At 59.4% G+C, this 17,840-nt stretch carries 19 protein-coding genes; 10 read left to right on the top strand and 9 right to left on the bottom strand.

The features are described from left to right. Positions 1-183: 183 nt before the first annotated feature. Both QK296_RS14020 and QK296_RS14015 read right to left on the bottom strand, forming a co-directional pair. Entirely contained in the window at positions 184-1,359 is a 1,176-nt protein-coding gene (locus QK296_RS14020; protein ID WP_169856213.1) for an aminotransferase class V-fold PLP-dependent enzyme, read from the bottom strand. An 11-nt stretch (positions 1,360-1,370) separates the two neighbouring features. Continuing rightward, complete coding sequence (locus QK296_RS14015) at positions 1,371-1,607, bottom strand: DUF3820 family protein (protein WP_008056784.1); 237 nt, start codon at positions 1,605-1,607, stop codon at positions 1,371-1,373. Between the two features lie 204 nt (positions 1,608-1,811). Here QK296_RS14015 and QK296_RS14010 point away from each other — a divergent pair, with 204 nt between their 5' ends. Next, positions 1,812-2,279 carry a PA2169 family four-helix-bundle protein gene (locus tag QK296_RS14010; protein ID WP_020303130.1) on the top strand — a complete coding sequence of 156 codons (468 nt, stop codon included), beginning with the start codon at positions 1,812-1,814 and terminating at the stop codon, positions 2,277-2,279. A gap of 136 nt (positions 2,280-2,415) precedes the next feature. On the opposite strand, the gene QK296_RS14005 is transcribed toward QK296_RS14010, so the two are convergent. After that, the gene (locus tag QK296_RS14005; protein ID WP_003193747.1) at positions 2,416-2,886 is read right to left on the bottom strand and encodes a MaoC family dehydratase; all 471 of its coding nucleotides are present in this window, start codon (positions 2,884-2,886) and stop codon (positions 2,416-2,418) included. Between the two features lie 56 nt (positions 2,887-2,942). Continuing rightward, positions 2,943-3,887: an alpha/beta hydrolase gene (locus QK296_RS14000; protein WP_169856211.1), complete on the bottom strand. Its 945-nt coding sequence runs from the start codon at positions 3,885-3,887 to the stop codon at positions 2,943-2,945. Between the two features lie 219 nt (positions 3,888-4,106). Between QK296_RS14000 and fadD2 the strand changes: the two genes are divergently transcribed. Beyond that, complete coding sequence (gene fadD2 / locus QK296_RS13995) at positions 4,107-5,795, top strand: long-chain-fatty-acid--CoA ligase FadD2 (protein ID WP_003193743.1); 1,689 nt, start codon at positions 4,107-4,109, stop codon at positions 5,793-5,795. Between the two features lie 382 nt (positions 5,796-6,177). Further along, positions 6,178-7,869 (top strand): long-chain-fatty-acid--CoA ligase FadD1, encoded by a 1,692-nt coding sequence (fadD1, locus tag QK296_RS13990; protein WP_003193742.1) that lies wholly within the window; start codon positions 6,178-6,180, stop codon positions 7,867-7,869. A gap of 163 nt (positions 7,870-8,032) precedes the next feature. Here fadD1 and QK296_RS13985 read toward each other — a convergent pair whose 3' ends face one another. Beyond that, positions 8,033-8,410 carry a hypothetical protein gene (locus tag QK296_RS13985; RefSeq protein WP_034134348.1) on the bottom strand — a complete coding sequence of 126 codons (378 nt, stop codon included), beginning with the start codon at positions 8,408-8,410 and terminating at the stop codon, positions 8,033-8,035. Between the two features lie 201 nt (positions 8,411-8,611). On the opposite strand from QK296_RS13985, the gene QK296_RS13980 reads away from it, so the two are divergent. From QK296_RS13980 to def, 3 genes are all read left to right on the top strand, one after another. After that, positions 8,612-8,797, top strand: a complete 186-nt coding sequence (locus tag QK296_RS13980; protein ID WP_003193737.1) for a CsbD family protein — start codon at positions 8,612-8,614, stop codon at positions 8,795-8,797. A 180-nt stretch (positions 8,798-8,977) separates the two neighbouring features. Then, the gene (locus tag QK296_RS13975) at positions 8,978-9,931 is read left to right on the top strand and encodes a YihY/virulence factor BrkB family protein (RefSeq protein WP_003193733.1); all 954 of its coding nucleotides are present in this window, start codon (positions 8,978-8,980) and stop codon (positions 9,929-9,931) included. After that, a complete protein-coding gene (gene def, locus QK296_RS13970) occupies positions 9,928-10,467 on the top strand; it encodes a peptide deformylase (protein WP_003193731.1) in 540 nt (179 codons plus the stop codon). The genes QK296_RS13975 and def overlap by 4 nt, the downstream gene beginning before the upstream one ends. Before the next feature lie 120 nt (positions 10,468-10,587). On the opposite strand, the gene QK296_RS13965 is transcribed toward def, so the two are convergent. Beyond that, the gene (locus tag QK296_RS13965; RefSeq protein ID WP_003193728.1) at positions 10,588-11,010 is read right to left on the bottom strand and encodes a GNAT family N-acetyltransferase; all 423 of its coding nucleotides are present in this window, start codon (positions 11,008-11,010) and stop codon (positions 10,588-10,590) included. Positions 11,011-11,312: 302 nt separating this feature from the next. Here QK296_RS13965 and QK296_RS13960 point away from each other — a divergent pair, with 302 nt between their 5' ends. From QK296_RS13960 to QK296_RS13945, 4 genes are all read left to right on the top strand, one after another. After that, positions 11,313-12,242 (top strand): fatty acid desaturase, encoded by a 930-nt coding sequence (locus QK296_RS13960; RefSeq protein WP_169856209.1) that lies wholly within the window; start codon positions 11,313-11,315, stop codon positions 12,240-12,242. A gap of 9 nt (positions 12,243-12,251) precedes the next feature. Then, positions 12,252-13,043: a PhnD/SsuA/transferrin family substrate-binding protein gene (locus tag QK296_RS13955; protein ID WP_169856208.1), complete on the top strand. Its 792-nt coding sequence runs from the start codon at positions 12,252-12,254 to the stop codon at positions 13,041-13,043. Between the two features lie 108 nt (positions 13,044-13,151). Then, complete coding sequence (locus tag QK296_RS13950; RefSeq protein ID WP_169856206.1) at positions 13,152-13,673, top strand: sigma-70 family RNA polymerase sigma factor; 522 nt, start codon at positions 13,152-13,154, stop codon at positions 13,671-13,673. Between the two features lie 110 nt (positions 13,674-13,783). Continuing rightward, positions 13,784-14,737, top strand: a complete 954-nt coding sequence (locus QK296_RS13945; RefSeq protein WP_057711762.1) for an aliphatic sulfonate ABC transporter substrate-binding protein — start codon at positions 13,784-13,786, stop codon at positions 14,735-14,737. A gap of 99 nt (positions 14,738-14,836) precedes the next feature. Here the strand turns inward: QK296_RS13945 and QK296_RS13940 are convergent, their stop codons facing one another. From QK296_RS13940 to QK296_RS13930, 3 genes are all read right to left on the bottom strand, one after another. After that, positions 14,837-15,298: a hypothetical protein gene (locus QK296_RS13940; protein ID WP_034134344.1), complete on the bottom strand. Its 462-nt coding sequence runs from the start codon at positions 15,296-15,298 to the stop codon at positions 14,837-14,839. Between the two features lie 132 nt (positions 15,299-15,430). Continuing rightward, complete coding sequence (locus QK296_RS13935) at positions 15,431-16,837, bottom strand: MFS transporter (protein WP_169856204.1); 1,407 nt, start codon at positions 16,835-16,837, stop codon at positions 15,431-15,433. 88 nt (positions 16,838-16,925) lie between these two features. Beyond that, positions 16,926-17,558, bottom strand: coding sequence for a glutathione S-transferase (locus QK296_RS13930; protein ID WP_003193711.1), 633 nt, complete (start codon positions 17,556-17,558; stop codon positions 16,926-16,928). Positions 17,559-17,840 lie beyond the last annotated feature (282 nt).

Below are 17,840 nucleotides of genomic sequence, written 5' to 3'. Positions count from 1 at the left end.
TGCTGTGCTTAACGGCATTTTTGCGGCGCACTTGGTCGGTGTGCCGCTTTTTTTTGCCTGTAAAAAACCTCAAACACATCGCCGTTCTGAAGGTGGGAGCTGGCTTGCCTGCGATAGCTATTTATCAGTTAGCCCATCTTTGGCTGATACACCGTTATCGCAGGCAAGCCAGCTCCCACAGTTTTAAACGGTGTTTAGTTGGGTGATCGCGTGGACCAGCGCGTTGATGTCCGCCGCCGACGTCACCAGCCCCGGCGTCACCCGGATACAGGTGCCAAACGCTGCCCCCGTGCGCGTAGTGGTGAACAGGCCGTGCTCCTTGAGCAGCCTGTCCACCATCGTCTGCTGATCACGCCCGATGAACTTGAAGGCTGTGATCCCGCAATACAGTCTGGGGTCATCCGAGGTCAGCACTTCAATCCCCGGCAACGGTCGCACCTGGTTTACCCACAGGTTGCGCAGGTAATTGACGCGTGCGCCCTTGGCCGCAGCGCCACCCAATTGCCGATGCTCGTCAAACACCAAAGGCAGGGTCATCAGCGCGGGGAAGTTCGGCGTGCTGTAGGACGTACGCGCTCGCACATCCGTGGCCGGGTAGTGGAATTCGCCCATGTCCGGGTCGATATCGGCCAGGCGCTCCGGTGCAATGTACAAAAAGCCCAGGGTCAGCGGCGCGCCGATCCACTTGTGCAGGTTGAAGCCTGCGAACTGAATGCCCAGTTCGGCCAGGTTGAATTCGATCTGGCCCAGTGCATGAGCGCCGTCGAGGATCACGTCGATTGCGCGTTCGCGCGCGGCCTTGGCAATGGCCGCAACCGGCATGACCAGGCCGGTACGGTGGGTCACATGGGTCAGGGCCATTAATTTCAGGCGCGGGTACTGCGCGAAGGCGTCGTGGTAAGTTTGCACCAGGCTGTCGAAACTGGCCGGGTGGGTGTGGGCCACCTCTATCACTTCCACGCCGCGAGTCGCTGCCAGCCAGCGCATGGCGCCTTTGACCGTGTCGTACTCCAGGTCGCTGATCAGCACCTGGTCGCCCGGTTGCAGGCGGTTGTAGTTGCGGATCAGCGACTGCAAGGCTTCGGTGGCGTTGCGGGTAAACGCGACCGACTCGGGGTCGACGTCAATCAACCCGGCCAACTGGCGGCGTATCTCGATGTTTTCGCCCTGCTCAAAGCGCTGGCGCACGTGCACCGCGTTGCTGCGGTTGATAAAGCTGATGTGCTCAAGGTACTGGGCCTGCACCGCCCGGCTCATGCGCCCGAAGTAGCCGTTTTCCAGGTTGATCGGGCCGGGCTCGCACTCATAGCGCTGGGCAATGGCGTGCCAGTGCGGTTCGTTATCAGCATTCCTTGGCATGGCGAATCTCTTTAGTGGCGGGGGGCAGGTTTACCGTGTTTGGCGCGCAGCGGTTCGAGCAATTCGGATAGGCCGTTGTGGTCGATTTCCTGCATCAAGGCCAGCAAACCGCCCAGTTCGCCGTGGGGGAAACCTTCGCGGGCGAACCAATTCAGGTAGGGCCCAGGCAGGTCGGCAATGATCCGGCCCTTGTATTTGCCGAAGGGCATTTGGCGGGTGATGAGCAGTTCGAGTTTTTCGGGATTCATGAGCGTCGCAGGGTTGAGGCCAGGCTTTCGAAAATACAGGCATTCTGCATGAAGGCCAAATGACAGATCATGCAAATAACCAAGATACAGATGGTTCAATAATTCGTAACATGTTGAAATTAAACATAAAAATTATTTTTCAAAACCTGGCACGGGCGCTGCAATAACCAAGGCAACCTTCTAACCCGTACAAGGAATTGAAAAATGACTGATATCAACAAAGAATCGATCTCCGTACTGAACGACCTGATCGAGACCAGCATCGACGGCCAAAAGGGTTTCAAGGAATGCGCTGAAGACATCAAGCATCCAGAACTCAAGGCACTGTTTGCCAAGCGTGCCGTTGATTGCGGTACCGCTGCCGAAGAACTGAAAACGGCTGTGCGTGCCTTGGGTGGCGATCCTGAAGATTCCGGCAGCATGGCCGGCGCCCTGCACCGTGGTTGGGTCGACGTGAAGTCGATGGTCACCGGCAAGGACGAAGAGGCCGTATTGAACGAAGCCGAGCGCGGTGAAGACCACGCATTGAAGGCTTACAAGGAAGCCATCGAGAAGATCAACAAGCACAACCTGGTGGGCATTCGTGACTTGGTTGAGCGTCAGTACCACGGGGTACAGCGCAACCACGACCAGGTAAAAGCCCTGCGTAACCAGGCTCGCGCTCAGTCGTAAGCCCCACGCTGGGCTTAGTGTGGGAGCGGGCTTGCCCGCGAAAGCGGTGGATCAGTCACGGTTGTATTGACTGACACACTGCATTCGCGGGCAAGCCCGCTCCCACATGTGTTTTATGCACAGGCTGGAATCTAGGTCAGCCGATGCTGATGGGTGGCAATTCGGTCAGGGTCACGACTTGCTGCTTACGTGGCGCCAGAATCTCCGCCTCGCCATCCACCACCAACTCATCACGCTGGTTGAACACCCGAGTGGCAATGCGCACGCGAAACTTCGGTAGTTTCTCGAGGATTTCCAAACGCACGGTCAGGGTGTCGCCAATCTTCACCGGCTTCTGGAAGGTCATCTGCTGGCCGATATAAATCGTGCCCGGCCCAGGCAGCTCGCAGGCCACCGCCGCGCTGATCAGCGCACCGCTGAACATGCCGTGGGCAATCCGCTCCTTGAACATGGTCGCCTTGGCGTATTCAGCGTCCAGGTGCACCGGGTTGTGGTCACCCGACATGGCGGCGAACAGCTGGATATCGCGCTCTTCGACGGTTTTGCTGAAGCTGGCAGTCTGGCCCACTTCAAGCGCTTCGTACGGGGTGTTGGTTACCTGGGTCATCTCAAGGTGCATCCTGTGGCTTAACGGTAATTAATCGGCTGATTTTAAAGCAAAAATTATTCGCAGCGGGTGGGCCTGCGCAACGCCAGCGCCTGGTCGAGCCAGGCCAGCAGGTCGGCGGTGACTTCATCCCGGTTGGTTTCGTTGAACACTTCATGACGCGCCTGCGGGTAGAGCGTCAATTGCACGTCCTGGCAACCGGCCTCACGCAGGGCATGGGCCAGATCCTTGAGACGCTTGCCTTCACTCACCGGATCACAATCGCCGCCCATCACCAGGATCGGCAGGCCGGGGTCGATCTGCGCCAGGTTGGAGACTTTGCTGATCTGCTGCAAGCCGCCCAACAGGTCGATCCACAATTGATTGGTGCAACGAAAGCCACAGAGTGGGTCGTTGATGTAGTTGTCCACTTCAACCGGGTCGCGGCTGAGCCAGTCGAACTGGGTGCGATTGGGTTTGAAGGCTTTGTTGAATGAGCCGAACGACAGGAAGTCGATCAACGCACTGCGTCCTCGCAGGCCTTGGCGTGCTCGCTCGATGCGCGCAATGATTTGCGCTGCACGGTAGAGGGCCACCGGCTGGAAATTCGAACCGCTGAGAATTGCCCCATGCAGGCTGGCACTGTGATGCAGCAAGTACGCCTGGGAGATGTAGCTGCCCATGCTGTGGCCCAGCAGGATGATCGGCAGCCCTGAATGCTGTTGGCCGATATGCTGATTGAGGCTGGCCAGATCGCCCACCACTTTGTTCCAGCCGTCCGTTTCAGCATACAACCCAACGGTGCCGGCCTCGGCGGTACGGCCATGCCCACGCTGGTCCAGCGCATACACACCCAGGCCTGCTGCACACAATGCCTGCGCCAGGCGTGCATAGCGGCCGCCGTGCTCGGCCATGCCATGGGAAATCATCACCACGGCCTTGGGCGAGCCGTCGGGCATCCATTGGTTGACGTACAGGCGGGTGTGGTCGTTCGCGGTCAGCCAGAAGGTGCTGTGGTTCATGGCGGCTTCCTTTGCTCAGGGTGGTTGCATTGTATAGCTCATCCGGCGTGGGGCGGGGTATCTGCCTACGCCTTAGGTACAAGATTCATACAATCAATGACACAGTTCAGTGTCTTGCCTGTTTGGCCATAGCTGCTAACTTCCCCAAAGCTCCGCTTCTTATTGCTGCGCATTTGCATGGCAGCGGCCGGACACACTCAGGTAAAGAGGACAAGAATAATGCAACCTGATTTCTGGAATGACAAACGCGCGGCGGGAGTCCCCAATGCCATCGACCTCAGCACCTACAAGTCGGTGATCGAGGTCTTCGAGCGTTCCTGCAAGACCTTTGCCGACCGTCCGGCATTCAGCAGCATGGGCATTACGCTTACCTACGCTGAACTTGAGCGCCAGAGTGCGGCGTTTGCCGGTTACCTGCAGCAGCACACCGACCTCAAGCCCGGTGAGCGCATCGCGGTGCAGCTGCCCAACGTGCTGCATTACCCGGTTGCGGTGTTCGGCGCACTGCGCGCCGGGCTGATCGTGGTCAACACCAACCCGCTGTATACCCCGCGCGAGATGCGCCACCAGTTCAAGGATGCCGGTGTGCGGGCGCTGGTCTATCTCAACCTGTTCGGTTCACGTGTGCAGGAGGTGTGCACCGACACGGAGATCGACTACCTGATCGAAGCCAGGATGGGCGATTTCATGCCCGCCGCCAAAGGCTGGCTGGTCAACACCGTGGTCGACAAGGTGAAGAAGATGGTTCCGGCCTACCACCTGCCGCGAGCAGTGTCGTTCAAGCGCGCCCTGCGCATGGGCGCGGGCCTTGGGGTGACGCGCCATCCGGTGACCCTGGACGACGTCGCCGTGCTGCAATACACCGGCGGCACCACTGGGCTGGCCAAGGGCGCGATGCTCACCCACGGCAACCTGGTGGCGAATATGCAGCAGGTGCGGGCCTGCATGTCGCAACTGGGCGACGACGGCCATCCGCTGATCAAGGAAGGGCAGGAGGTAATGATTGCACCGCTGCCGCTGTACCACATCTATGCCTTCACGGCCAATTGCATGTGCATGATGGTCTCCGGCAACCACAACGTGCTGATCACCAACCCACGGGACATCGGCGGGTTTATCAAGGAGCTCAAGCAGTGGCAGTTCTCCGGCCTGTTGGGGCTGAACACACTGTTTGTGGCGCTGATGGACCACCCGGATTTCAAGACCCTGGATTTCTCCCACCTGAAGATTACCAACTCCGGCGGCACCGCCTTGGTCAAGGCCACGGCGGAACGCTGGAAGGCGCTGACCGGCTGCGCCATCGGCGAAGGCTACGGCCTCACCGAAACCTCGCCGGTAGCCAGTACCAACCCCTACGGCGGGCTATCGCGCCTGGGTACCGTGGGCATCCCAGTGCCGGGGACGGCGATGAAAGTCGTGGATGACCTGGGGCAAGAACTGCCGTTGGGCGAGCGCGGCGAGCTGTGCATCCAGGGCCCACAAGTAATGAAGGGCTACTGGCAGCAACCGGCCGCCACCGCCGAAACCCTGGACGCCGATGGCTGGTTGAAGACCGGCGACATTGCGGTGATCGACACCGATGGCTACATCAGCATTGTGGATCGCAAGAAGGATTTGATCATCGTCTCGGGTTTCAACGTGTACCCCAACGAAATCGAAGACGTGATCATGGCCCACCCGGCCGTGGCCAACTGCGCCGTGATCGGCGTGCCGGACGAGCGCACAGGGGAGGCGGTGAAGCTATTCGTGGTGGCACGGGCCCAGGGGGTGAGCCTTGAGGAGCTGAAGGCGTACTGCAAGGCCAACTTCACCGGGTACAAGGTGCCCAAGCATATTGTGTTGAGGGAGTCGTTGCCGATGACGCCGGTGGGGAAAATTCTGCGCCGGGAGCTGCGCGACATCGCTTGAATTGAAACCGGGTACAAAAAATGTGGGAGCTGGTCTGCCTGCGATAGCAGTGTTTCAGTCACCTGTTGAATTGACTGGTCCACCGCTGTCGCAGGCAAGCCAGCTCCCACTCTGTATTTTTCGCCCTTGAAAGCCTGTTCTAGAGCCATTTCTGGAGTTATAGAATTTTTGCTCTAAAAGTGACCATTGGATATTCTTGAGTCATGTTTATGACTGTAGGGCCCTCTTTTGGCTCTAGGCGGCCCTTGGCAAAGCTGCTACTCTCGGCGCGCTTTGTGACTTCTAGGCCTGCTTGAAAGCGCCAGACTCACCTAAAAACATACACCAATAATAATCGCATCAAATGCGATGATGAATTCGCGTCGCTGAGGAGTGGGCTTCCATGAATGAAGACTTTTGGAAGGATAAGTACCCCGCCGGGATTGCTGCACAGATCAATCCAGACGAGTATCCGAATATTCAGGCGGTACTGAAGCAGTCCTGCCAGCGCTTCGCTAACAAACCGGCTTTCAGCAATCTGGGCAAGACCATCACCTACGGTGAATTGTACGAATTGTCCGGCGCATTTGCCGCGTATCTGCAACAGCATACCGACTTGAAGCCTGGCGATCGAATCGCCGTGCAACTGCCCAACGTTCTGCAATACCCCGTCGCTGTATTCGGTGCGATCCGCGCCGGCCTCATCGTGGTCAACACCAACCCGCTGTACACCGCGCGGGAGATGGAGCACCAATTCAATGATTCGGGGGCCAAGGCCCTGGTTTGCCTGGCCAACATGGCGCACCTGGCTGAAAAAGTCGTGCCCAAGACCGCCGTCAAGCACGTGATCGTCACCGAAGTTGCCGACCTGCTCTCGCCGTTCAAGCGCGTGCTGATCAACAGCGTGATCAAGTACGTGAAGAAAATGGTCCCGGCCTATCACTTGCCTCAGGCCATCAAGTTCAACGACGTGCTCGCCAAGGGCCATGGCCAGCCGGTCGACGATGCCAGCCCGGCCAGCGGCGATGTGGCCGTGCTGCAATACACCGGCGGTACCACCGGCGTGGCCAAGGGCGCGATGCTGACCCACCGCAATCTCGTGGCCAACATGCTGCAATGCAAGGCGCTGATGGGCTCCAACCTCAACGAAGGCTGCGAGATCCTGATCACGCCGCTGCCGCTGTACCACATCTATGCCTTCACCTTTCATTGCATGGCGATGATGCTGATCGGCAACCACAACATCCTGATCAGCAACCCGCGCGACCTGCCGGCGATGGTCAAGGAACTGTCGAAGTGGAAGTTCAGCGGCTTCGTCGGCCTCAACACCCTGTTTGTGGCGCTGTGCAACAACGAAGGTTTCCGCAAGCTGGACTTCTCTGCGCTGAAGGTCACCCTGTCGGGGGGCATGGCGTTGCAACTGGCAGCGGCGGAGCGTTGGAAGGCGGTGACCGGCTGCGCGATCTGCGAAGGCTACGGCATGACCGAAACCAGCCCGGTGGCCACGGTCAACCCGATCCAGCACATCCAGATCGGCACCATTGGCATTCCGGTGCCTTCCACCGCGTGTAAAGTCATCGCTGACGACGGCACCGAGCTTGCACTGGGTGAAACCGGCGAGCTGTGTGTGAAAGGTCCGCAAGTGATGAAGGGCTACTGGCAGCGCCAGGACGCCACCGACGAGATGCTCGACAGCGAAGGCTGGCTGAAAACCGGCGACATCGCGATCATCCAGCCAGACGGCTACATGCGTATCGTCGACCGCAAGAAGGACATGATTCTGGTCTCCGGTTTCAACGTCTACCCCAACGAGCTGGAAGACGTGCTGGCGGGCCTGCCGGGCGTGCTGCAGTGTGCGGCCATCGGCGTACCGGATGAAAAATCCGGTGAGCACATCAAGTTGTTCATCGTGGTCAAGCCAGGGGCTACCCTGACCAAGGACCAGGTGATGGAACACATGCGCGCTAACGTCACCGGCTACAAGGTGCCCAAGGCCGTGGAGTTCCGTGATGCGTTGCCGACTACCAACGTGGGCAAGATCTTGCGGCGTGAATTGCGGGATGAAGAGCTGAAGAAACTCGGTCTTAAAAAGTAACCCATAAAAAACCCCGCTGATGCGGGGTTTTTTATGGGGGCGCTGGCGAAACACTTACCCCCTGTGGGAGCTGGCTTGCCTGCGATAGCGCTACACCGGCTACTGCTGTATCGCCTGACTCACTGCTATCGCGGGCAAGCCCGCTCCCACAGGGTTACCGGGGTTACAGCACGAACTGCGCGAAGCTCACACCCGCACCGGCGGGGCGTACGTCCTTCAAGAACGAATCCTTGTCGGCACTCAGCTCCAGGGTAATCTCCGGCTTGCGCTTGCCCGCATTGCGTACCACCAGCCCTTCGAGTTTTTCACGCAGGAACACGGTCGGCACCTTCAGGTGCAGCAACTGGTCGGTGTCGGCGTTGTGCATCAACAGGTGGATCCACTCGTACTGGCCCACGGCAATGCGCCCCACCGGCAGGTCGAACCACCAGATGTTGCGTTTGCGGTCCAGGTCGGTGAAGTGGCAGTTGTTGACGCCGAGTACGGCACCGCCCAGTTCCTGGTTTCTGCGGGCAATGGCCTGTGCTTTATTGAGTTTCATAACCTTCCTACGGGATCTGTTATTCAGCGTTGCAGCCTGAATGTGCCGGGCATTCTCGTGGGTTGGCTGCAAAACATAAAGCCAAACCTGCCGCTTTCGATGAAATGCTTGCGCAAAAATAATTGAAACTCTGCCGTTGCGCTTCAGGTCAACCGCTACGTAGTGACCAAAAACCATTTGATTGTTATCAGGAGTAATACCATGAGCAGCACTTCCGATAAGGTAAAGGGCTTGGCGAACGAAGCTGTGGGTAACATCAAGCAAGGCGTCGGTAAAGTCACAGACAACGACAAACTGCGTGCTGAAGGCGTGATCCAAGAGAAAAAAGGCGAAGCGCAGCAAGCAGTGGGCAAGACCAAGGACGCAGTGAAAAAAGCCACTGAGTAACACGTCCTGGCGGGCAGCCCCCAGCAGCCCGACGGCCATCCACGGATGGCCGTTTTTGTATCTGAAGGTGCAACTAAACTTTCGAAATTGTTTCAAAGTCGCCAAATGGGCTACTTTGATGTAGAAAACGGCCCCTGAGTCGCCCACGAACTCAACCTCTTTGCGGCGAAAGGAGACGCTATGCTTTTTCCGGTACTCGATGGTCTCAAGCTGCACAAGGTGCTGGTACGCACCGTCAAGGAATTCGTCGATGACGAGATGCCTACCTACGCCTCGGCACTGGCCTACCAGATGCTGTTCTCTTTGTTTCCGTTCCTGCTGTTTCTCATTGCCCTGATCGGTTTCCTGCACCTGCCTGACTTCTTCACCTGGCTGCGCCTGCAATCGGAGTTGGTGTTGCCTCCCCAGGCGCTGGAACAGGTCAACCCGGTGATCGATCAGTTGCAGCAGTCCAAGGGCGGCTTGCTCTCGGTGGGTATCGTCATCGCACTGTGGACGGCCTCTGCGGGCGTGCGCCTGATGATGAGCGCCATGAACGCCGCCTACGACGTGGTGGAAGGGCGGCCGATCTGGAAGCGTTTCCCGCTGTCGATTTTCTACACCGTGGGCATCGCTGGCATGCTGCTGGCCGCCGCCGCGCTGATGGTGCTGGGCCCACAGGTCATGGAGTGGCTGGCCGGGCAGATCGGCATGCAGGAATTCGTGGTCACGCTGTGGACCATCCTGCGCTGGCCGCTGATTGTGATCTTGCTGATGTTCGCCGTGGCCCTCATGTATTACGTGATGCCGGACGTTGAGCAGGAGTTTCGCTTTATCACCCCCGGCTCCGTCTTGGCCGTGGTGGTATGGATCGTCGCCTCCCTGGGCTTTGGCTACTACGTCAAGACCTTCGCGGACTACAACGCCATGTATGGCAGCATCGGCGCGATCATTGTCTTGCTCCTGTATTTCTACATCTCTGCCGCCGTATTGCTGCTGGGCGCGGAGATGAACGCGGTCATCGAGCATATGTCTGCCGAGGGCAAGGACCCCGGTGAGAAAGAAATAGGCGAGCCGGGCCACACCGATGAAAAACAACACGTCTCTGGCCTCGGCCGGGACCACTCCAAGCCCATGACCGAGCCTGAACAATGATCCGTGAAATCCTGAAAATGGGCGACGAGCGCCTGCTGCGTATCGCCCCGCCGGTACCGCCGGAAATGTTCGACAGCCCGGAGCTGTGGCAACTGATCGACGATATGTTCCAGACCATGGAGCACGTGGGCGGCGTTGGCCTGGCCGCGCCGCAGATTGGGGTGGACCTGCAACTGGTGATCTTCGGTTTCGAAGCCAGCGAACGCTACCCGGACGCGCCGCCGGTGCCGCAGACCATCCTGATCAACCCGCTGATCACACCGCTCAGCCCGGTACTGGAAGAGGGCTATGAAGGTTGCCTGTCGGTGCCAGGCCTGCGCGGCGCCGTGAACCGTTACCAGCAGATTCGCTACGAAGGGTTCGACCCCAAAGGCGAGCCGATCGTACGCTTTGCCGACGGTTTCCATGCGCGGGTGGTGCAGCATGAGTGCGACCATTTGATCGGCCGGCTGTACCCGTCGCGGATTACCGATTTCAGCAAATTCGGGTTTATTGAAGTGATGTTCCCGGAGCTGGACCCAACGGCTGACGAATAGCCCTTCTGACACACCCACAGTTCAACTGTGGGAGCTGGCTTGCCTGCGATAGCGGTGTATCTGTCACAGATAGATTGGCTGGCCCACCGCCATCGCAGGCAAGCCAGCTCCCACATGGGTTCAGTGTTTATCCTGGGCATTGAGCCCCATCGCAATCATCGGCTTATTGCGCTTGTAACGCACCAGCCGTTCACTCAGCGATTGCGGCAAAACCGTGTCCTGGCTGAACCCCATCCTCTGATACAACCGTTCCAGGTCCGGATGGCACAGCAACCAAACCGTCCCCTCAATACCCGCCACGGCCTCGCCGATCAATCGAGCCGCCAGCCCCTGGCCACGATGAGTCGGCGCCACAAACACCCCCGTCAGCCACTGCCCGCCCACCACCGGGCTCAAGCACAAGCCGGCCACGATCTCGCCATCTCGCACTACCCACAAACGGCCGCCCTTGAGCGCCTTCATCGATGAATTGTGGCTGCGGTAAAACTTGTTCAGCAGTGGCCACAGAGGCTCGGCCAGCGGTTCGATGTGCAATGGGGGCATGGGGTTCAGACAAGCGTTATCCAGGGCAGGGGATTATAAGCGCCTTCTGCCGGGCAATAGGTGGTATACCCAGTGCTACATCCCCTGTTAGTGGAGCATGCATCATGGCCAAAGGTATGGATTCAAAGAAAGCCGCGAAGAAAAAACCGGCAAAGACCGTGGATGAAAAACGCGCGGACAAGAAGACCAAAAAATCCGAAGCAGGCCTGTTCGGTCACTGAGTTACACGCTTAGAACCAAACGATCTGCAAGATTTTCCCGCCTCATTGCACAGAGCAGGAAACACCTGCTCTGAGCTGCCGATGACCAATTACCTTGATCCGACCCACCGCCGGGAAATCGAAGCCCTGGCGACGACCTTTGTGGCAAGAACCGAGTGGCCGACCTGGCTGCTGTTGATCAGCGTATATGCCGGCTGGTTCGCGGTGATCCTTGGCAGCTGGTGGCTGGGCCTGTGGCTGAGCATGTTGCTGCTGATTCCGCTGGTGACCCTGTGGCTATCGGTGCAGCACGAATTGCTCCACGGCCACCCGACTCGTTCGTTATGGCTGAATAAACTCCTCGGCTATGCCCCGTTCGCGGTGTGGTATCCCTACACGCTGTACCGCGACAGCCACCTGTTGCACCATAACGACCACGACCTGACCCTACCGGGCATCGACCCGGAAAGCCGCTACCTCAATCAGCAGCAATGGAACAACAGCTCGCTGTTCGAACGTGGCCTGCATTGGCTGACCAAGACCGTGCTTGGCCGCTTCCTGCTGGCAGCGCCGTTGGCGATTGGCCGGTTGGCACGTCACGAATTTCAACGTCTGCCTCAGGTATGGCCGATGTGGCTGGCCCACGGCGCCGTCACTGTGCTGATGCTGATTTTCATCGCCTACTACAGCGCGCTTGCGGTGTGGCATTACCTGCTGCTGGTCAGCGTGCCAGCCTTGTCCCTGGCCTCGATCCGTTCCTACTATGAGCACCGCCCCCATCTCCGGCCGGAACAGCGCACAGTGCTTAACGAAGCGTCTTGGCCTTGGGCCTGGCTGTTTCTCAACAACAATCTGCATCTGGTACACCACGATCTGCCAAAGTTGCCGTGGTACCTGCTGCCCAGGGTGTACCGTGCCCGGCGCGAGCAGTGGCTGGCGCGCAGCGGCGGTTTCCTGGTGCAGGGTTACGGCCAGTTGATCAGCCGCCACGGCCTCAAGGCCATCGACAGCCCCCGGCACCCGTTTGCCTGAGAGGCGACCATGAGTGAGCATTACGCCGACCTGCGCATGTACGTTGCGCCCCAGCCCATCCAGCAGGCCAATCAACGCTGGCTGGCGCGCATCCTTGAGCGCTTGAAGCTGCATCGTCTTGACGCCGACCACCTCGACTTGCCCGGCCTGTGGCTTTCGCCGCAATTGCTCGTCAGCCAAACCTGCGGCTACCCGCTGATGACCCAATTGCGCGGCCAGGTACGCATCATTGGGCGCCCCCGTTACGAGTTGGTCCACAGCAGCCACGGCGAACATTGCAGCCTGCTGTTGACCCGCGCTGACAACCCGCGTACCCGCTTGGCGCAGTTCTACCGCAGTCGTGGCGTGATCAACGACCACAACTCCAACAGCGGCATGAATCTGCTGCGTCACTGCGTGGCGCCGTTGCAGCGCGACGGGCGGTTCTTCGCCAGCGTCGGCATCAGCGGCGCCCACCGCGAGAGCTTGCGCTGGCTGCGTGAAGACCGCGCCGACCTCGCTGCCATCGACAGCGTCACCTACGACTACCTCGCCCGATTCGCCCCCGAAGAGGTGGCGGGCCTGCGCGTCATCACCCGCAGCGCGCCGAGCCCGACTTTGCCCTACATAGGCGCGCTGGGCTTGAGCGACGTGCAGGTGGCGCAGATTCGTGAGGCGATGAACCTGGCGTTGCAGGACCTGCCGCAGGTGACGCAAACCTTGGGTGTGCAAACCGTGCTCCCTGCCAGCGAAGACGACTATCAGGTGGTGTTGGATTACCAACGGCAGGCCGCCAGCGTCGGCTACCCGAAACTTCAATAGAGTTATATAAAAATGCATTTTAAATATTATTAAAGCATAAGCAGCCTTGCTAGGATCGCTCCACCGGAACACCGGACATACCGCGCAACCTACTCAGAAGGAGCCACTATGTCCGGCGCCGATAGTGCTCACAGCGATTACGTGGGCTCACTGTTTCGCATTCATTACCCTTGGCTGTGCAGCCGCTTGCACCGCTACCTCAACTCCCGTGCCCACGCCGAAGACATCGCCGTCGACGCCTTTGTCCAGCTCCTGAGTGCACCTCAGCTAACGCCGATACGACAGCCCCGCGCATTGCTTACCACCATTGCCCAGCGCCTCGTATACCAGGTGTGGCGCCGGCGTGACCTGGAGCGTGCCTACCTCGCTGCGCTGGATGACGATGCCGCCTGCGCCGAGGATCGGGCCCAGGTACTCGAAGCCCTGCAAGCCATCGATCTATTACTCGAGCGCTTGCCGGCCAAGATCAAGACGACGTTCCTGTTGTCCCGCGTCAACGGCCTGACGTACCCCCAGATCGCCGCCGAACTGGGGATTTCCCAGCGCTCGGTCAGTGACTATATGGCCCGCGCTGTTACCGGCCTTGAATCCCACACCGATCAAATGTGGGAGCTGGCTTGCCTGCGATAGCGGTGAGCCAGCCAACACCTCTGACCCTGACACGCCGCCATCGCAGGCACGCCAGCTTCCACGCTTACTGTGCTCACTTTGAATCTGATCGAACCACCAAGAGGCAACTTATGAAAGCAATCAAACACCTGCTGGGCAGTTCGCTGCTGGCATTGGCGGTATTGGCGCAGCCCACCTCAGCGGCCGAACCTTCCACGCTGCGCATCGGCTACCAGAAAAGCTCGGTCAGCATGGTGCTCGCCCGTGAGCACAAACTCTTCGAAGCGGCGCTGCCCGGTACACAGGTGCAGTGGACCGAATTCCTCGGTGGCCCGCCGCTGATCGAAGCGCTTAACGCCGGCAGCCTGGACATCGGCAATATTGGCGATATCCCGCCGATCTTCGCCCAGGCGGCCGGGATAGACTTGCAATACTTCGCCGTCGAGCCTAATGAGGGCAAGGCCGAAGCGGTGCTGGTGCCCAAGGCCAGTACGGTGCAGACCGTGGCTGAACTCAAGGGCAAGCGCGTGGCGTTGCTCAAGGGCTCCAGTGCGCACAACCTGTTTCTCAAGAGCCTGCTGCGCGCCGGGTTGCAGTGGAAGGATGTGAACGTGGTGTACCTGTCGCCTTCCGACGGCCGTGCCGCGTTTGAACAAGGCAAGGTGGACGCCTGGGTGGTGTGGGACCCGTACTACTCGGCCGCTGTGATCGACGGCTCGGCGCGCGTGCTGGGGGATGGGCAAGGGCTGAACCCTGCGGGCAGTTTCTTCGTGGTCAACCACCCGTTTGCCAAGCAGCACCCCGAGGCCATCGCCACGATTATCCAGACGCTTGGTAAAGCACAGCGCCTGTCGCTGGATCAGCCCGACGCGAGCATCGCGCTGATGGCCGGCACCCTAGGGCTGCCATCGGCGGTGGTCAAAAGCTACTTCGAACATCGCTCGCCTGAACCGATCCGCCCCTTGGCGGCCATCGACATCGCCAACCAGCAACGCACCGCCGACCTGTTTTTTGCCAACGGCCTGATCCCGAAAAAGGTCGATGTGCAGCAGGTGGTCTTCAAGCCCATTGAGTCAGACCGCTAAACCGAACAATGTGGGAGCTGGCTTGCCTGCGATGCAGACACCTCGGTGTATCAGTTGGGCTGAGGTGATGCTATCGCAGGCAAGCCAGCTCCCACCTGTTTAGATAGCGGCCAGGGTTTCCTTCAGTGTCTGGGTTGGCGAAGCCGTGGCCTTCGCCGCTACCTGCTGCTGTTGTTGCTCCTTCAAGCGCTCGGCCACTTGTTTGGCGATGGCGTCTTGTTTTTCCTGGGGCAGCGCCTGCACTTGCTCTTCGGTCAGCCCTTGTTCCTTGAGCAACTGTTCACGAATACGTTCGGCCGGGGATTTGCTCATGTATTCGGTGAACTCGGTACGTGCCCCGTTAGTCGTGGCCTGTAACTGCACGCGGGTCTTGGCGAAGGCTTCGTCGATGCGATCGCTGGCCTTGTCCAATTCCCTCTGCGCGGCCGGCACTGTGACGCTGTGTTGCGCAGCCTGCAAAGCGCCGCTGTACAGCGCACTGGCGGCGGCGTTGGCGGGGTCCATGTCGGGTCGCGTGATCTGTTGCACGTTCGACGCCGCTTGAGTGTTGTTAACCAGCATGATCGGTCACCTATGAAAACAGACGGTGCGACAGCTGGAGCAAATACTGTGCCGGGTGCCAGACCCCAGTGTTTACTGGGGCGGAAGTCGTCGGCGTGGCAAGCCTTCTCCTTGTGCGGCCAACCGTTGTCGTCAGTGAGCGATGTTCTCCAGCGCCAGGTTGCGCGTGCGTGGCCCGAACCAACTGATGGTAATCATCACGATCAACATGCTGCTGGCGATAAACGCCAACACACCCGGCGTGCCCAGGTGTTCGAGGATAAAACCGATCAACAAACTGCTGAACACCGTGGATAAACGGCTGAACGAATAACAGAACCCCACCGCCCGTGCACGGATATTGGTGGGGAACAATTCGCTCTGGTAGGAGTGATAACTGAAGCTCAGCCAGGCGTTGCAGAAGGTGATCATCACCCCGCAGAAAATCAGCCCTAACGCGGTGGTTTGCAGGGCAAACAGGCTGCCGAAGATCACCGCCCCCATGGCCGAGCCGACAATCTGCCATTTGTTCTCAAAGCGGTTGGCCACTTTGACGAACAACAGCGGGCCCAGCGGGTAGGCGAGGGTGATGATGAAGGCGTAGAGCAGGCTGTGGGTCACGCTGACCCCCTGGCCCGAGAGCAAGGCCGGCAGCCAGTTGCCAAAGCCGAAGAAGCCGATGGCCTGGAATACATGAAACACGATCAGCATCAAGGCGCGGCGGCGGTAGGGCGGCTGCCAGATATCGGCGAAACGGCCACTGCCTTGCACGCTGATCGTTTCGGGCTCCGGCATGTCCAGCGGCTTGCCGTGATCCTTTTGGCAGCGTGCCTCCAGGTTGTTCAGGATCGTGTCGGCTTCTTCGAAGCGTCCCTTTTGTGCAAGCCAGCGCGGTGACTCCGGCAGGCGCTTGCGCAGTTGCCAGATAAACAATGCAAACACTGCACTGCTCAACACCACCCAGCGCCACCCGGCGATACCGAACGGCGCCTGTGGCACCAGCCACCACGACATCAACGCCACGGCCGGTACGGACAGAAACTGGATAAAAAACGCAAAGGCAAACGCCGAACTGCGCATGCGCTTGGGCACCAGTTCCGAAAGGTAGGCGTCGATGGTCACCAGTTCGATGCCAAGGCCAATGCCCACCAGAAAGCGCATGCAGATGATGCCCACGGCCGAGGTCTGGATGCCCATCAGCACCGTGGCCACCGTGTACCAGACCAGTGCAAAGGTGAAAATCGCCCGGCGCCCGAAGCGGTCGGCGATGGGGCTGAGCAGGCTGGCGCCGAGGAACAGGCCCAGGAACGTGGCCGAGGCGAAAGCGGCTTGGTCCGAGAAGCCGAAAACACCTTCGCTGCCGGTATGAAAAATCCCGTCGCTGATCAGGCCAGGGCTGATATAGGCGGTTTGGAACAGGTCATACAGCTCGAAAAAACCGCCGATGGAGAGTAACGCCACCAGGCGCCAAATAGTGGCGACGGCGGGCAGGCGGTCGATGCGGGCGCTGATGTGGGCGGCGCGGGTGGGGTCTGAGACGCAGGCGGCGAGTGTGGGCATGAATAACCTTGAGTTAGGCGAGTTGGAAGCTTCGAGCTTTAAGCCAAAGCGCTATTGGGCTTGGAGCTTAAAGCGCGCAACTGCTTCTCTAATTGTGGCCGTCGAGCGCGAACGTCTTGAAGCCAGCGTGCTGGCTGAGGCGTTGGTAATACGCCGCGATGGCGGGGTAGGGTGGCCGCTCCATGGGTGTCATCTGCCACCGATGTACCGAAAGGCCGATCAAGATGTCAGCGAGGGTGAACTCTTGGCCGGCGACGTAGGCGCCGGTCTTGCTCAACTGTTGTTCCAGCAAGGCCATCTTGTCGTTCCAGGCCTGCACACCCGCCTGGATGCGTTGCGGGTCCTGATAGTCCGGGTTTTGACGCACCAGTGCGTGGAACGCATAGCCCCACGAAGGGTTGAGTTCGGTGGCTTGCCAGTCCATCCACTGTTCGACCCGTGCACGCAAGGCAGGCTCAACGGGTAGCAAGTCATGGCGCTGATAGAGGCCGACAAGGTAGCGACAGATGGTATTGGACTCCCATAGCACGCCATGGTCGTCGATCAGTACAGGCACCTGCGCGTTGGGGTTCAAGGCGAGGAAATCGGGGGATTGGGTAGGCTTGAAACCGATGCCCCAGTCTTCGCGCACATAGTCGATGCCCAGTTCCTGGCAGGTCCACAGTACTTTGCGCACGTTGATGGAGGAGGTACGGCCCAGGATTTTCAGTGAATGGCCCATGGTGCTTCCCTGGCATTTGGAGAATGACCAATCTAACAGGAGCCGGGCACGGCCGCGAGGGTGTGAAGCGGGCACTGTCGAAAATGTGGGAGCTGGCTTGCCTGGGATAGCGTTGTGTCAGTCAATGAAGATGTTGCCTGATACACCGCTATCTACACAACTTTGGTGCGACGCTGGACCTGTGGCGAGGGCGCTTGCTCCCGTGACGACCGGATAGCCGACGCTGTTCTAACTGACGCACCGCGATCCAAATGTGGGAGCTGGCTTGCCTGCGAAGACGGC

This window comes from Pseudomonas sp. AL10, from assembly GCF_029960685.1.
Lineage (GTDB): Bacteria > Pseudomonadota > Gammaproteobacteria > Pseudomonadales > Pseudomonadaceae > Aquipseudomonas > Aquipseudomonas lactis.
The sequence above is the reverse complement of the archived record's forward strand: the minus strand, read 5'-3'. Positions and strand labels throughout refer to the sequence as shown.

Coding starts and splice junctions, on each gene's coding strand:
- def (WP_003193731.1), top strand. CDS start 9,928: ATGATCCGTGAAATCCTGAAAATGGGCGACGAGCGCCTGCTGCGTATC.
- QK296_RS14020 (WP_169856213.1), bottom strand. CDS start 1,359: ATGCCAAGGAATGCTGATAACGAACCGCACTGGCACGCCATTGCCCAG.
- QK296_RS13950 (WP_169856206.1), top strand. CDS start 13,152: ATGTCCGGCGCCGATAGTGCTCACAGCGATTACGTGGGCTCACTGTTT.
- QK296_RS13975 (WP_003193733.1), top strand. CDS start 8,978: ATGCTTTTTCCGGTACTCGATGGTCTCAAGCTGCACAAGGTGCTGGTA.
- QK296_RS13960 (WP_169856209.1), top strand. CDS start 11,313: ATGACCAATTACCTTGATCCGACCCACCGCCGGGAAATCGAAGCCCTG.
- fadD1 (WP_003193742.1), top strand. CDS start 6,178: ATGAATGAAGACTTTTGGAAGGATAAGTACCCCGCCGGGATTGCTGCA.
- QK296_RS13940 (WP_034134344.1), bottom strand. CDS start 15,298: ATGCTGGTTAACAACACTCAAGCGGCGTCGAACGTGCAACAGATCACG.
- fadD2 (WP_003193743.1), top strand. CDS start 4,107: ATGCAACCTGATTTCTGGAATGACAAACGCGCGGCGGGAGTCCCCAAT.
- QK296_RS13945 (WP_057711762.1), top strand. CDS start 13,784: ATGAAAGCAATCAAACACCTGCTGGGCAGTTCGCTGCTGGCATTGGCG.
- QK296_RS13955 (WP_169856208.1), top strand. CDS start 12,252: ATGAGTGAGCATTACGCCGACCTGCGCATGTACGTTGCGCCCCAGCCC.
- QK296_RS13935 (WP_169856204.1), bottom strand. CDS start 16,837: ATGCCCACACTCGCCGCCTGCGTCTCAGACCCCACCCGCGCCGCCCAC.
- QK296_RS14010 (WP_020303130.1), top strand. CDS start 1,812: ATGACTGATATCAACAAAGAATCGATCTCCGTACTGAACGACCTGATC.
- QK296_RS13980 (WP_003193737.1), top strand. CDS start 8,612: ATGAGCAGCACTTCCGATAAGGTAAAGGGCTTGGCGAACGAAGCTGTG.
- QK296_RS13985 (WP_034134348.1), bottom strand. CDS start 8,410: ATGAAACTCAATAAAGCACAGGCCATTGCCCGCAGAAACCAGGAACTG.
- QK296_RS13965 (WP_003193728.1), bottom strand. CDS start 11,010: ATGCCCCCATTGCACATCGAACCGCTGGCCGAGCCTCTGTGGCCACTG.
- QK296_RS14015 (WP_008056784.1), bottom strand. CDS start 1,607: ATGAATCCCGAAAAACTCGAACTGCTCATCACCCGCCAAATGCCCTTC.
- QK296_RS13930 (WP_003193711.1), bottom strand. CDS start 17,558: ATGGGCCATTCACTGAAAATCCTGGGCCGTACCTCCTCCATCAACGTG.
- QK296_RS14005 (WP_003193747.1), bottom strand. CDS start 2,886: ATGACCCAGGTAACCAACACCCCGTACGAAGCGCTTGAAGTGGGCCAG.
- QK296_RS14000 (WP_169856211.1), bottom strand. CDS start 3,887: ATGAACCACAGCACCTTCTGGCTGACCGCGAACGACCACACCCGCCTG.